Here is a 13094-nt window from a genome sequence, read left to right on the forward strand (position 1 = left end):
GGGGGCGCGATTGAGGTGCCAACCGCCTGTTCGGCGCGTCGGGGGCGGCGTGTCGGACCCGCGGGGCAGGATCGGCCGCATGACAACGATCGGCTGCATCATCGCGCCCTACGGCAACCCCCCGTCGCGGTTCGTGCCCTTCGCGCGCACCGCCGAGGCCGCGGGCCTCGACGAGGTGTGGTTGTGGGAGGACTGCTTCCTGGAGTCCGGGCCGAGCGCGGCCGCCGCGATGCTGGGCGCCACCGAGCGCCTGCGGGTCGGGATCGGCGTCATGCCGCTGCCCCTGCGGAACGCGGCGCTCACCGCGATGGAGACCTCGACGATCGACGGGATGTTCCCGGGCCGGTTCCTGCCCGGCGTCGGGCACGGCGTGCAGGACTGGATGGGCCAGGTCGGCGCCAAGGCGGCCTCGCCGCTGACCCTGATGCGCGAGCAGGTCACCGCCCTGCGGGCGCTGCTCGCCGGCGAGCGGATCACGACGTCGGGCCGCTACGTCACGCTCGACGGCGTCGCGCTGGACTGGCCGCCGGCGGCCGCGCCCCCGGTGCTCGCGGCGGCGAAGGGGCCCAAGACGATGCGCCTGGTCGGCGAGGTCGCCGACGGCGTCGTGCTGGACGGCGATGCCGGTCTGTCCGGCGTGCGGCAGGCGATCGGCCTGCTCGACGAGGGGCGGGAGACAGCCGGGCTTCCGCCCGTGGCCGAGTCCGGCCCCGGGAGCGAGCACCCCTTCAGGGTCGTGGCCTTCCTGCACGCGGCCACCGGGAAGGACGCCCCGGAACGGCTGCGCCGCAACTTCGCCAGGTGGGGCGTCGACGCCGCGGACGACGAGACGCTCGCGAACCACGCCTCCTGGGGAGGTGCGGGCGCGCTCGCCGACGGTCTCCGGCGGTTCGCCGCGCTCGGCGTGTCGTCGCTCGTCGCCCAGCCCACCCTCGATGAGCCTGACCTCGACGGCTTCGCCACCTTCCTCGGCGAGGAGGTCGCGCCCCTACTACGCTGAGAGCCGCTGCTCGAGCCCCTTGCGGACGTCGGGCCACTCGTCGTCGACGATCGAGAAGTACGCCGTGTCCCCGACCGTCCCGTCGGCTGCGACGCGATGCTTGCGCAGCACGCCCTCGGGCCGTGCGCCGAGCCGCTGGATCGCAGCGCGCGAGCGGGAGTTGCGGGCGTCGGCGCGCAGCGCGACCCGGCGCAGGCCCCACGCGTCGAACGCGTGGCCCAGCATGAGGAGCTTGCAGGCGGGGTTCGTCCGCCCTCCCCACCAGTCGCGGCCGTAGAAGGTGGCACCGATCTCGACCCGACCGGGGACGGGCGCCAGATCGTAGAACCGCGTCGAGCCGCGCACCTCGCCCTCCTCCCCGACGACGGCGAACGCCTGCGTCCCGGGCGTGGACACGCCCTTGTCGATCCAGGCCTCGACGTCGCCGACCGATGTCGGGGTAGGGGACGCCAGGCCGAACCACAGGCCCTCGTCGATCAGCGGGAGCAGGCCGGGGGCGTGCTCGCGCCCGAGAGGTTCGAGGCGGACGCCGTGGCCGGCGAGGGTGAGGTCGTGGATCACCCGCCCATCATCGCCGAACACGGGGTTGCTATCGGAAACCGTCCGGAAAGCGATCGGAACCCCGTGTTCGGCGATGGATGGCTGGGCACGACGTGCGGGACGGATTCGTCAGCGTCGGGGATGGTCGTCGATCTGCACGAGGTTTCGCCCGCGGAGCGTGTAGATCAGCCCGGTCTCTGCGTCGACGTTGAGGTGCGACCCGCTGTACCAGCCGCCCTCGGTCTCCGGCAGGACGACTGTGACCGCGAAGGTCTTCGGGTCGAACCGGAACACCGTGGTGTCGGAGACGGCGTACACGACGCCGCGGTTGGTGGCCATCGCCGCGAAGCCGGGCACGAGCGCGCGGTGGTCCGCCGTGTGCACGACCCGGCGCCTGGCGCGGTCGACGACGACGAGGGTGCCCCCGATGGTGAGCGCGTACAGGTGCCGGCCGCGCACGGCGAGGGCGGCGATCCCCTTGGGCTGCGCGGTCTCGATGCGCCAGAGCTCGGTGCCGGCGACCGGGTCCCAGGCGACGACGGTGCCGCGCGGGCCGGTCTTCTGGGCGTTGTCGCCGCCGAGGTAGGCGACGCCGTCCGCGGTCGCGACCGCACGGACGAGCTGGATGTCGTCGATCGGGTCGATGGCGCTCGTCGACGCACCCGTCGCGGGGTCGTAGGTCCAGAACGAGCCGCCGCCCTCGGTGTCGGCCTGGGCGCCGACCAGGAACAGCCCGTTGACCTCGTCCCACGTCGTGTCGAGCGGTCGGTTCTGCTCCGACGAGAACCTCGCCACCTGGGTCGCGGCGTCGCCGTGGCGCGGGTCGTACGACCAGATGCCCTGGGAGCTGTACTGACCGGTGTAGAGCACGCCGTCCACGACCTCGGCGTCCTTCGCCTCGCCGGGCACGCGGACGTTCACGACCTCCCCGCTCGCGAGCGAGTGCCGGGCGATCACGCCGTTGCCGCCGACGTACACGTAGCCCGCGCCGGCCGCGATGCCCATGCAGGTCTGGGGCAGGACGGGGGCGCCCGCCTCCGCGAGGTCGGTCGTCGTCCACCCGCGCGTCGCGAGGTCGATCTCGGCGACGAACCCGTAGGCCGACACGACGTAGAGCGCGCCCTCCCGCGCGTCGACCCCCCAGATCTCGCCGAGCTGCAGGGTCCCGAGGTCGAGCGGCTCGATGGTGCCGCTCGCCCCCGAGTACACGACGATGCCGGTCTCGTTGGCGAGGTAGATGTGGTCGCCGTCGGCCGCGAAGTTCTTCGCGGTCTTCCCGATCGAGGTGGCCACCGTGTACGAGGCCGGGGCGTCCAGGTCGATGAGGGCGAGCTTCGACGAGGCGGTCGAGGCGGCCGTCGAGGCGACGAGCTTGTCGCCGACGACCGCCAGCTCCCGGATGCTCGGGTCGGCGGCCAGCTCCTCCGGCACGACCTGGCTGAACGTCGCGGCCGACCGGTCGTACGCGATGAGCGACGCGCGGCTGGTGCCCGCGCCGCCGCCGAAGGTGGTCCCGGCGCCGAAGAAGACGGTGGACCCGGACGCGGCCACCGCGCGCGCGAGCGTGGACCGCGCGTCGGGCACCCCGAGGCTGGTCACGATGCCGGTCGCGGGGTCGAACTGCCACAGCTCCGGCGGTGTGGGGCTGCCCCCGCCGACCGCGAAGACGGCGCCGTCGGGCGCCACCGCGACGTCGCGCACGTCGCGGTCCCCGATGCGGCCGATCTCCTCCGCGGGGCTGTCGGGAGCCGTCAGGTCCCAGCGGTAGAGGTTGGCCTCGGGCCCGTCGTCCTTCTTGAGCATCCCGAAGTACAGGTACCGGCCCGTCGGGTCCCCGGCCATCGCCTGGATGGCGTAGCCGGTCGGCACGGTCGTCGTCGCCGTCACGGTGCGCGTCGGCACGTGGAACGCCACCACGTTCGCCGGCTCGACGTTGCGCGACCCGATGTACACGGTCTCGCCGACGAGCACGGCGCTCATCAGGCCGAACTGCTGGACGGCGGGGCCGAGGTCGACGATCTTCGGGCCTCGGGTGCCGTCCGGGCGGGTGCCGAGCGCCTGCGCCTGCTGGCCCGCGGCGACCGCCGCGACCGCGGACAGGACGCCGACGCCGCCGGCCTGGAGGATCGCGCGTCGGGTGGGGGCGGGGAGGGTGGTCATCGGAACTCCTTCGTTCGTCAGCGGAAAGCGGGATCTCGGAGGGTCTGTCGGACGGCCACCCGAAGGTCAGGCCGTGATCGCCATCACGTCGGCCGCGATCTCGTGCTCCAGCGGCCGCCCGTCGACGAGGAGACGCAGCTCGTCGAGCACGACGTCGGCGAGGCGGCCGAGCTCGACGCCGAGCGAGCCCGCGACGTGCGGGGTGAGCAGCGCGTGATCGTGCGAGTACAGCGGGTGGTCGGTGTCGAGCACCCACGGGGTGGTGACGTCGAGGATCGCGAACAGCTCCCCCGCCACGACTCGACGGGTCAGCGCGTCCTGGTCGACGATCTCGCCCCGCGCCGTGTTCACGAGCGTCGCGCCGACGCGCATCAGGCCGATGCCGCGCGCGTCCACGAGGTTGCGGGTCGCGGGCAGCGACGGCGCGTGCAGCGAGACGACGTCGGACGTGGCGAGGAGCTCGTCGAGCCCGACCGCCTCGACGCCGAGCGCGGCCGCGTCGGCGGCGGACAGGAACGGGTCGTAGACCACGACCTCGAGCGCGTACGCGCGCAGCAGCTCGACGACCTTGCGGCCGATCTTCGACGCGCCCACGATGCCGACGCGCTTGCCGAAGTTCCCCAGGCCGGGGAACGCCTGCTCGACGTCGAACTCCTGCCTCAGCGTCTTGTACCGCGCGGCGATCGGCAGGAGCTTCTTGTTGGCGAGGACGATCATCGCGGCCGTGTACTCGGCGACCGGCACGGCGTTCGCGCCCGCCGCGGAGCTGACCCGGACGCCGCGCTCGAGCACATCGTCCGCCAGGTACGGCTTGACGGTGCCCGCGGAGTGCAGGATCGCCCGCAGGTGCGGCGCGGCGTCGAGGACGGCGCCGTCGACGAACGGGGCGCCCCACCCGGTCACCAGGACCTCCACGCCCGACAGCACCCGGCGCGCGGCGTCCGACTCGTACTCCGTGAGGAAGCCGCGGACGTCGGCGACCTCCTCGAACCGCGCGACCTGTTCGGGCCCGAAGACCCGAGCGCGCGTGTCGGGCTTCATCGCGAACGCGACCCTGACCCGCCGGGCGCTCACTTGACGCTCCCCGCCGCCAGGCCCGCCCGCCAGAAGCGCTGCAGCAGCACGAACGCGACCACGAGCGGGACGACCGACAGGAAGGACCCGGCGATCACGAGCGGCGAGTACTCCGGGTTCTGCTGCACCTGGCTCTGCCAGAGGAAGATGCCCACGCTCGTCGGGAACAGGTCGCGGTCCTGCAGCATGATCAGCGGCAGCATGAAGTTGTTCCAGACGGCGACGAACTGGAAGAGCGCGATCGTCACGAACCCGGGCACGAGCATCGGGAGCCCGATGCTCACGAAGCTGCGGATCGGGCCGGCGCCGTCGACGCGGGCGGCCTCGAGGGTCGCGTCCGGGAGGTACCCCGAGCTGAACACCCGGGCGAGGTACACGCTGAACGGGTTGCAGAACGCGGGGATCAGCACCGCCCAGACCGTGTTGGTGAGCCCGATCGACGCCGCGAGCAGGTAGAGCGGGATCACCGTGGCGGTGTTCGGGATGAGCACCCCGATCAGCACCGTGCCGTAGAGCGTGTCCTTGCCGCGGAACCGGAACTTGTCGAAGGCGTAGCCCGCCATCAGCGCGATGAACCCGGCCACGACGGCGCCGACGCCCGCGTACAGGATGCTGTTGCCGAGCCAGCGCAGGAAGATCCCGCCGTCCTGGGCGAGGAGCTGTTGGAGGTTCTCCAAGAACGCGCCGCCCGGGGTGAAGGCGTTGCTGCCGTACAGCGAGCTGGCGTCCTTGGTCGTGGCGAAGACGAGCCACAGCAGCGGCAGCACCATGTACGCCGAGCCGAGGATCAGGATCGCGTTCACCCCGAGCGCCGCCCCGGCCCGACCGGACGGGCGGCCTCGACGACGGCCGGCCGCTCGCGGCGGACGGGCGGCGACGTCGGAGCGCGGTCGCGCGGCGAGCGTCGTGGTCATCAGGAACGTCCCTTCGAGGTGAAGCGGGTGACCACCCAGGACAGCGCCCCCGCGAGGACCGCGAGGATGATCGACGCGGCCGCCGCCTGGGGCAGGTTGTTGCGGTTGAACGCCGCGTCGTACGCCCACATGTTCGGCACCCACGTGCTCGTGACGGCGGTCGTCGCGGTCGAGAGGATCTGGGGCTCCGTGAAGAGCTGGAGCGAGCCGATCACCGTGAACAGCAGGGCGACCCCGAGGGCGGCGCCGATGAGCGGCGCCTTGATCGCCAGCGCCGCGCGGATCTCGCCGGCCCCGTCGACGCGCGCCGCCTCGAGGACCTCCCGCGGCACTGCCTGGAGGGCGGTGAAGAGGATGATCACGTTGTAGCCGGCCCACTCCCAGACCGCGATGTTCACCATCGACGGGAGCACCATGTGCACCGACAGGAAGTCGATCTGGATGCCGCCGGACTCGAGCGCCGAGACGAACGGGCTGACGCCCGGCGTGTAGAGGTACGCCCAGATCAGCGCGGCGATGACGCCCGGCACGGCGTGCGGCAGGAACAGCAGGAGCTGGAACGCGCGCCGCGCCCTCGCCACCGCCGCGTCCAGCAGGAGCGCGAGGACCAGCGCCACCCCGAGGAGCGTCGGGACGTAGAGCAGGCAGTAGAGCGCGAGCCGGCCGAAGCCGCCCACGAACGTGTCGCTCGAGAGCACGTCGGCGTAGTTGCCGAGCCCGACGAAGACGCGCTCCGCGCCGCCGAAGCCGAGGCCGCTGCGGCGCTCCGCGAACAGGCTCAGCCCGATCGCGTAGACCACCGGCGCGATCATCGAGACGAGGAAGACTCCGAAGAACGGGGCAAGGAAGAGCGTTGCGGTGCGGCCCCCGGTACCCCGGATCGGCCGCCGCCGAACGACGCGCTGCGTCGGGGAGTCGGTGCGGACGGTCATGGTGCTGCCCTTCGAAGAATGGCGCCGGCGGGGGAGCGGGCCCCCGCCGGCGCCGCTGGTTCTACTCGGTGACGTCGAGGCCGAGCTGGCCGAGCCCGTCGACGGTCGCGCTCTGCATCTCGTCGAGCGCGTCGCCGAGGGTGGGCGCCGTGGCCACGGAGTCGGTCATCGCCGTGTTCGTGATGTCGAAGTCCGGACCCCACGACCAGCCGCCGACGAGGTGCGAGGACGCCGCGTCGAAGACCCCGTAGATGTCGTTCGCGAAGTACCCCGTCGGGGCGACCTTCTCGGCGACGTCGTTGAGGCCGGGGTAGGCGAGGTAGGCGGTGCCGGCCTCGCCCCGCGCCTCGACGGCGGCCGGGTCGGTGGTGAGCCACTCGAGGAACGCCGCGGCTGCGGCCTGGTTCTCCGAGTTCTCGGTGACCGCGAAGCTCGTCCCGCCGCTCAGTGCGCCGGTCTCCTCGCCGTCCCACGACGGCGGCTCGGCCGCGACCCACTTGCCCTTCTGACCGGCGGCCTCGGTGCGCGTCATGAGGCTGGAGGCGCTCCACGAGCCGCCGACCCACCCGTTCACCACACCGTTGTTGAGGTCGGCGGTCCACTCGTCGCTGAACCCGACCTGCGCCTTGACGAGGTCCTCGTCGATGAGCTTCTGCCAGTAGTCGGCGACCTTCTGGCTCGCCTCGTCGTCGATCGACACCTTCCAGTGGTCGTCCTCGACGCCGAACCACTGGCCGCCCGCCTGCCACGACAGCGGCGCCAGCTGGGGCTCGTTCGTGAAGAAGCTCGTGAGGTAGGCGTCCGGGTCGGACTTGCGCACGGCGCGGGCCGCGGCCTCGAACTCGTCCCAGGTCGTCGGGACGTCGACGCCGGCGGCGTCGAGCACGTCCTGGCGGTACCACATGATCAGCGGCGGAGCGTCGTAGGGCATGCCGTAGGTCGCGTCGCCGAACGTGACGAGCTCGCGCACCTCGTCGCCGTACTCGCCGAGGGTCTCGGCGGGGACGAGCTCGTCGAGCGGGACGACCTGCTCGGCGGCGGCGAAGCCCGGCAGGCGGTAGTACTCGACGCCGACCACGTCAGGGCCGGTGCCCGAGTCGATCGCCGCGGACAGCTTGGTGTAGCCGCCGTTGGCGCCGTTCGGGATCTCCTCGAAGGTGACGGTGATGTCGTCCTGGCTCGCGTTGAACGCGGCGGCGACGTCGGCCATGCCGCTCAGCGACGACCAGAACGTGATCTCACCGGTGGCCTCCTCCGAGGCCTCCGGCGTGGCGGCGGAGCCGGAGGTGCAGCCGGCCAGCAGGGCACCGGCGGCCAGGAAGGCCGCCGCGGTGAGCGGAGCGCGACGCAGGCTCATGGGATTCTCCTTTGAATGTGATGCGTGCTGTCGCCACTGAAGCCGACCGCGGCACCACAACACAAGCAGAAGGAGACATTCGAACATTACCGCACATCTACTCGGCGGCGCGGGTCGATTCCCGTTCCACGAGGGTGGGCAGCAGCATCATCCGCGTGACGGCACGGCTGGTGTGCTCCGCCTGCCGGAGATGGTCGACGGCGAGGCGCAGCGCGGCGTACCCGAGGTCGCGCTTCGGCGGGGCGACCGCGGTGAGCGGCACGGCGGCGAGGTCGGAGAACTCGTCGTCGTAGGCGACGAGCGCGAAGTCCTCGGGTATCCGGATGCCGCGCTCGATCGCGAGGTCCGCGAACGCCATCGAGTCCACGTCGCCCAGGACCAGCGCCGCCGTCACCTCCCGCTCCACGCAGACGTCGAGGAACCGTCCGATCTCCTCGATCGTCACGTCCTCACCGACCCCCGGCGCGGGCAGCATCCGCTGGAGCGCGTGGTCCTGGAGGCCCAGGTGGGCCATCGCGTGCTCGTACCCGTCGCCCAGGGCGCCGGTGGTGGGCGTCTCGCGAGCGGCGAGCGCGATGCGCCGGTGCCCGAGCCCGGCGAGGTGCCGGACCGCGAGCTCGGCGCCGTAGGCGTGGTCGCTGCGCACCCACTCGAGCCGGCCCGCGCCCCGCTCGTCGACGGCGCGCTCGACGACCACGACCGGGGTCGTCGCCTCGGTCAGCAGGGCGTGCAGGGCCGAGCCCTCCGAGAGGCTGCCCCGCGGCGTGATCAGGAGCGCGTCCACCCCGCCGGCGATCAGCCGCTCGGCCTGGCGCAGCTCCTCGCGCTCGGAGTAGTTCGTCGTGCCGAGCACGAGCCGGCAGTTCAGCTCGCGGGCCGCGTCGCTGGCCCCCCGGATCACCTGCGGGTAGTAGTAGCTCGCCGAGGGCGCGATCATGCCGATCGTGGCGACCGGGCGCTGCGGCCGCCGACCGGCACGGTCGGTCGCCCGCTCCTGCTGCCGGGCGACCGCGTTCGAGACCGCACCGCCGTGCACACGCGCGAGCAGGCCGCGGGACTCCAGCTCGGCCAGGTCCCGCCGCAGGGTCATCTCGGAGACCCGCAGCCTTGACGACAGCGCGGCGACGCGGAGCGAGCCCTTCAGCTCCAGCTCTCGCAGGATGGCGTCGTGCCGGGCGGCAGCGACCATGGCGACCTCCGCGTGTGTGACTATGTGCGTTTTCAATTCCGCACAGTCAACCACACCGACGAGCGGACAGGGCCGTCCCGCGGAGCGCTGCCCCGCCGTCGGGCGCGCTCAGCCAGCGACGGGGAGGCCGGGGCGGCGCACGGTTCCTACCGCACCCGAGGGGGTGAACAGCCGGGCCAGCGAGACGTAGGCCGCGCCGGTCGCGAGGGCGAGGTGGTCCGCGAGCTCCACCGTCACCTGGGGCGCCGGGGCATTGTGGTGCACGTACTCGCGCCCGACGGCGGCGGCGAGGCCGTCGGTGAGCTGCGGCAGGTCCATGTCCGGGGTGACGGCCAGCACGACGCGCTCGGGGCCGAGCACCTTCGCGACGTTGGCGACCCCGAGCGCCAGGTGGTTCACCGCGTCCTCGACGATCGCGGCGGCGCCGTCCGACGAGGGGTCGAGCGGAAGCCCCCGACGCTCCAGCTCCTGCTCGATGCCCCAGCGGCTGGCGCGGGTCTCTAGGCAGTCGACCGCGCCGCAGTGGCAGCGGCGGCTCGGCCCCCCGCCGGGGAGGCGACTGTGCGCGAGCCCCCCGACGGCCCCGTCGAACCCGCGGTGGATCGCCCCCTGCACGACGATCGACGCCCCGAGGCTGATCCCGACGTTCACGACGAGGAGGTCCCGACCGTTGCGCGAGCGGTCGAAGAGCAGCAGCCTCTGCGCCAGGCAGTTCACGTAGCTGTCGAGCGTCGTGGACCGCCCGAGCGCGTGGTCGAGCTCGTCCCGGAGCGGGACGTCCTCCCAGCCCAGGGATCCGCTGTGCCGCACGCGACCACGAGCGTGGTCGACCACGCCGGAGACCGCCACCCCGACGCCGAAGAGCGACGAGGACCGTCCGTCCGACACCGCCGCCACGGCGCGCGCGACGGCACGCGCGACGTCGGACGGATCCGTCGACCCGAGCGGTTCGCGGTGCGACACCACGACCTCGCCGCGCAGGCTCACCAGGACGACGTCGACGTGGTCGGTCGCGACCCGCGCGCCGGCGACGACGAAGGCGTCGTCACCGAGCTCGAGCAGCCGCGCCGGGCGTCCGCGCGCACCCTGGTGGACGTCGCTCTCGACCAGCATCCCCAGCTCGATCATGCGGCCGGCGATCCCCGTGACCGTCGCCGGGCTGAGGCCGGTCCGGGCCGCGATCGCGCCCCGGGCGACGGGCCCCAGATCTCGGACGACATCGAGGACCAGGGCCTCGTTGATCTGCCTGATGAGCTCCTTGCTCCCCGCTCTCGCGACGACCACCGGCACGACTCCTCACGCTCGGGCACCCGACCACGGTGGTCCTGACGGACGTCGTGGTCGCCGACAGCACAGAACCTAACATCATTTCTTTCAGTCATTGACAGAATGAAATCTCCCTGCCTAGGGTCCCGGGCTATGGATCGCTCCGACATCGACGTCGACACGCCCCCGGCATCGGACGGGCGCCCGCGGCTGGTCGTGTGCGTCGCCGAGCCCGAGGCGAACGCTTTCTTCCCCGACGAGACTCGAGCCGACCTCGCGGCACTCGGCGCCGTGACCTGGTGCCAGCCCGACGACGTCCGGGACGCCGACAGCTTCGCCCAGGTCATGGAGCACGCCCAGGTGCTGGTCACCGCCTGGGGATCTCCCCGCCTCGATGCGGGGCGCCTCGCAGCCGCCCGCGATCTCGAGCTCGTCATGCACGCCGCGTCGTCCCTGCGCGCGGTGACCAGCGACGACTTCTGGGCCACGGGGATCCCGATCTCGCAGGCGGGCGCAGCGATGGCGCCCGCCGTCGCCGAGCTGGCGCTGACCGGCACCCTGAGCCTGCTGCGGCGCACCCATCGTCTCGACCACGCCCTGCGCTCCGGGGCCGGCTGGGACGAGGCCCGACGGGTCACCCGAGCGCGCGAGATCGGCGGCGCCCGCATCGGCGTGATCGGCGCGTCCCGCACGGGCCGCGGGTATGTCGAGTCATGCCGGGCTCTCGGCGCCGACGTCCACGTCTACGACCCGTACCTGCCGCCCGACGACGCGCTGCGACCGATCGCCACCGACCTCGACACCCTGCTGTCGGGGAGCGACGTCGTCGCGGTGCACGCCCCGGCGACGCGAGAGACCGCCGGCCTGATCGACGCCGCCCGCATCGCGACGATCCCCGACGGCGCCGCGGTGGTGAACACGGCACGGTCGGAGATCGTCGACATGGACGCGCTGTACGACGCCGTGAGCTCGGGCCGCCTCGACGCGGCGCTCGACGTGTTCGACGACGAACCGCTGCCCACCGACGACCGGTGGCGTCGCCTGCCCAACGTGCTCCTCACCCCGCACGTCGCCGGCGCGACCGTGGAGTCGCGCCGCCGTGCCGGCCGGATCGTCGTCGACGAGGTTCGCCGCCACCTCGCCGGGATGCCGCTCGAGCACGCGGTGACCCGCGCGCAGATGGAGCGAATGGGATGACCCCCCGCAACGTGCTGTTCCTGCACTGCCACGACCTCGGCCGGTTCCTCGGCACCTACGGGGTGGCGACCGTGGGCACCCCGCACCTGGACGCCTTCGCCGACGGCGCCGTCGTCTTCGAACAGGCCTTCGCGACCTCGCCCACCTGCAGCCCCTCACGCGCGTCGCTCTTCACCGGGGCCTACCCGCAGCGCACCGGGGTCCTCGGGCTGACCCACCAGCCGTTCGGCTGGGACCTGCTCGACCCGTCGACCCACGTCGCACACCGGCTGCGCAGGTACGGCTACCGCACGGAGCTCGTGGGCGTGCACCACGAGTCGCTCGTGCTGCCCGACGACGAGGTGGCGGACCGGCTCGGCTTCGACCGGGTCCGCACCGGGGGGTCGCGCGACACCGTCGTGGCGCGCACGGTGGAGGCGCTCGAGAGCGCCGCCGACGACGGCCGTCCGTTCTACCTGCAGGCCGGGTTCCACGAGCCCCACCGCACCGCCACCGACCGCGACCGACCCGGCGTCATGGGGTTCCTCGGGGACGGGTTCGGCCCGGATCCCAGCCGCGGCCACGCCGTCCCGCCCTATCTGCACGACGACGACGGCGCCCGCGAGGAGATCGCAGAGCTCCAGGGCGCCGTGGGTCACATGGACGCCGGCGTCGGGGCGGTCCTCGCCCGCCTCGACGAGCTGGGACTCGCCGAGAGCACGGTCGTGCTCTTCACGACCGATCACGGCCTCGCCCTGCCGGGCGCCAAGTGCACCCTGTACGACGCGGGTCTCGGGGTGGCGCTGATCGCCCGGGTCCCGGGGCGACCGGGCTGGGTCGGCCGCCGGGTCGCGGACGCCGTGAGCCACGTCGACGTCCTGCCGACGCTCTTCGACGTGCTGGGCCTGCCGCCGGAGGCCGAAGCAGCCGGGACCAGCCTGGCCCCGCTCGTCGAGCAGGGCCATCCGGTCCGCCGCTACACGTTCGGCCAGCAGAGCCACCACATCTACTACGACCCGAAGCGCTCGGTCCGCTCGGCGACGCACAAGCTCGTCGTGAACTTCGACAACGCCCCGCGGGCGATGGACCCGACCCAGTCCTGGGTCCACCGCAGCCGCCCCGCGGACCTCCGGGTCCCCACGATCGCGACGAGCCGCGCGGTCGAGCTCTACGACCTCGTCCGGGACCCGGACGAGCTCCACGACCTCTCCCCGGGCCTCGCCGACGCCGCCGACCCGGCGCTCGACGCGACGTTCGCCGAGCTGTGCCGCGCGCTGCTCGACTGGATGCGCGAGACCGACGACCCGCTCCTGACGACCGACCCCGGCTCGGCACGGCATCGGCTCGCCCTCGACACCCTCCGGACCGCCGAGCGCGCACACGGTCCGCTCCCCGCCGGACGAGAAGTCCGGCACAGGTCAGCTCACGGGTCCGCGCCACGCGACGCGGCTCCCCTCGCCACCGCCTATGACAGGAAGTGAATCCG

11 protein-coding genes are annotated in these 13094 nt (G+C 72.9%); 3 read left to right on the forward strand and 8 right to left on the reverse strand.

The features are described 5' to 3' along the window. Positions 1 to 79: 79 nt before the first annotated feature. The gene (locus ABD254_RS06810; RefSeq protein ID WP_344246892.1) at positions 80 to 1000 is read left to right on the forward strand and encodes an LLM class flavin-dependent oxidoreductase; all 921 of its coding nucleotides are present in this window, start codon (positions 80 to 82) and stop codon (positions 998 to 1000) included. On the opposite strand, the gene ABD254_RS06815 is transcribed toward ABD254_RS06810, so the two are convergent. From ABD254_RS06815 to ABD254_RS06850, 8 genes are all read right to left on the reverse strand, one after another. Then, complete coding sequence (locus tag ABD254_RS06815; protein WP_344246894.1) at positions 992 to 1561, reverse strand: GNAT family N-acetyltransferase; 570 nt, start codon at positions 1559 to 1561, stop codon at positions 992 to 994. The two genes, ABD254_RS06810 and ABD254_RS06815, sit on opposite strands and share 9 nt — an antisense overlap. Positions 1562 to 1669: 108 nt before the next feature. Further along, on the reverse strand, positions 1670 to 3700 hold the full coding sequence (locus ABD254_RS06820; RefSeq protein WP_344246896.1) for an outer membrane protein assembly factor BamB family protein: 2031 nt from the start codon (positions 3698 to 3700) through the stop codon (positions 1670 to 1672). A gap of 66 nt (positions 3701 to 3766) precedes the next feature. After that, on the reverse strand, positions 3767 to 4741 hold the full coding sequence (locus ABD254_RS06825) for a hydroxyacid dehydrogenase (RefSeq protein WP_344246898.1): 975 nt from the start codon (positions 4739 to 4741) through the stop codon (positions 3767 to 3769). Between the two features lie 29 nt (positions 4742 to 4770). After that, a complete protein-coding gene (locus tag ABD254_RS06830; RefSeq protein ID WP_344246901.1) occupies positions 4771 to 5688 on the reverse strand; it encodes a carbohydrate ABC transporter permease in 918 nt (305 codons plus the stop codon). Next, complete coding sequence (locus tag ABD254_RS06835) at positions 5688 to 6620, reverse strand: carbohydrate ABC transporter permease (protein WP_344246903.1); 933 nt, start codon at positions 6618 to 6620, stop codon at positions 5688 to 5690. Before ABD254_RS06835 ends, ABD254_RS06830 begins: the two co-directional genes overlap by 1 nt. A 61-nt stretch (positions 6621 to 6681) precedes the next feature. Continuing rightward, complete coding sequence (locus ABD254_RS06840) at positions 6682 to 7977, reverse strand: ABC transporter substrate-binding protein (RefSeq protein ID WP_344246905.1); 1296 nt, start codon at positions 7975 to 7977, stop codon at positions 6682 to 6684. A gap of 97 nt (positions 7978 to 8074) precedes the next feature. Next, entirely contained in the window at positions 8075 to 9166 is a 1092-nt protein-coding gene (locus ABD254_RS06845) for a substrate-binding domain-containing protein (protein ID WP_344246907.1), read from the reverse strand. A gap of 108 nt (positions 9167 to 9274) precedes the next feature. Next, positions 9275 to 10450, reverse strand: coding sequence for an ROK family protein (locus tag ABD254_RS06850; protein ID WP_344246909.1), 1176 nt, complete (start codon positions 10448 to 10450; stop codon positions 9275 to 9277). Between the two features lie 135 nt (positions 10451 to 10585). Here ABD254_RS06850 and ABD254_RS06855 point away from each other — a divergent pair, with 135 nt between their 5' ends. Continuing rightward, entirely contained in the window at positions 10586 to 11629 is a 1044-nt protein-coding gene (locus tag ABD254_RS06855; RefSeq protein ID WP_344246911.1) for a hydroxyacid dehydrogenase, read from the forward strand. Further along, the gene (locus tag ABD254_RS06860) at positions 11626 to 13089 is read left to right on the forward strand and encodes a sulfatase family protein (protein ID WP_344246913.1); all 1464 of its coding nucleotides are present in this window, start codon (positions 11626 to 11628) and stop codon (positions 13087 to 13089) included. Before ABD254_RS06855 ends, ABD254_RS06860 begins: the two co-directional genes overlap by 4 nt. The last annotated feature ends 5 nt before the right edge of the window (positions 13090 to 13094 follow it).

Source organism: Isoptericola hypogeus, from assembly GCF_039531145.1.
Taxonomy (GTDB): domain Bacteria; phylum Actinomycetota; class Actinomycetes; order Actinomycetales; family Cellulomonadaceae; genus Isoptericola; species Isoptericola hypogeus.

What these genes read in the sequence shown, in the direction of transcription:
- ABD254_RS06840 (WP_344246905.1), bottom strand. Translation starts at nt 7,977, where the DNA reads ATGAGCCTGCGTCGCGCTCCGCTCACCGCGGCGGCCTTCCTGGCCGCC.
- ABD254_RS06845 (WP_344246907.1), bottom strand. Translation starts at nt 9,166, where the DNA reads ATGGTCGCTGCCGCCCGGCACGACGCCATCCTGCGAGAGCTGGAGCTG.
- ABD254_RS06860 (WP_344246913.1), top strand. Translation starts at nt 11,626, where the DNA reads ATGACCCCCCGCAACGTGCTGTTCCTGCACTGCCACGACCTCGGCCGG.
- ABD254_RS06820 (WP_344246896.1), bottom strand. Translation starts at nt 3,700, where the DNA reads ATGACCACCCTCCCCGCCCCCACCCGACGCGCGATCCTCCAGGCCGGC.
- ABD254_RS06835 (WP_344246903.1), bottom strand. Translation starts at nt 6,620, where the DNA reads ATGACCGTCCGCACCGACTCCCCGACGCAGCGCGTCGTTCGGCGGCGG.
- ABD254_RS06810 (WP_344246892.1), top strand. Translation starts at nt 80, where the DNA reads ATGACAACGATCGGCTGCATCATCGCGCCCTACGGCAACCCCCCGTCG.
- ABD254_RS06855 (WP_344246911.1), top strand. Translation starts at nt 10,586, where the DNA reads ATGGATCGCTCCGACATCGACGTCGACACGCCCCCGGCATCGGACGGG.
- ABD254_RS06830 (WP_344246901.1), bottom strand. Translation starts at nt 5,688, where the DNA reads ATGACCACGACGCTCGCCGCGCGACCGCGCTCCGACGTCGCCGCCCGT.
- ABD254_RS06825 (WP_344246898.1), bottom strand. Translation starts at nt 4,741, where the DNA reads ATGAAGCCCGACACGCGCGCTCGGGTCTTCGGGCCCGAACAGGTCGCG.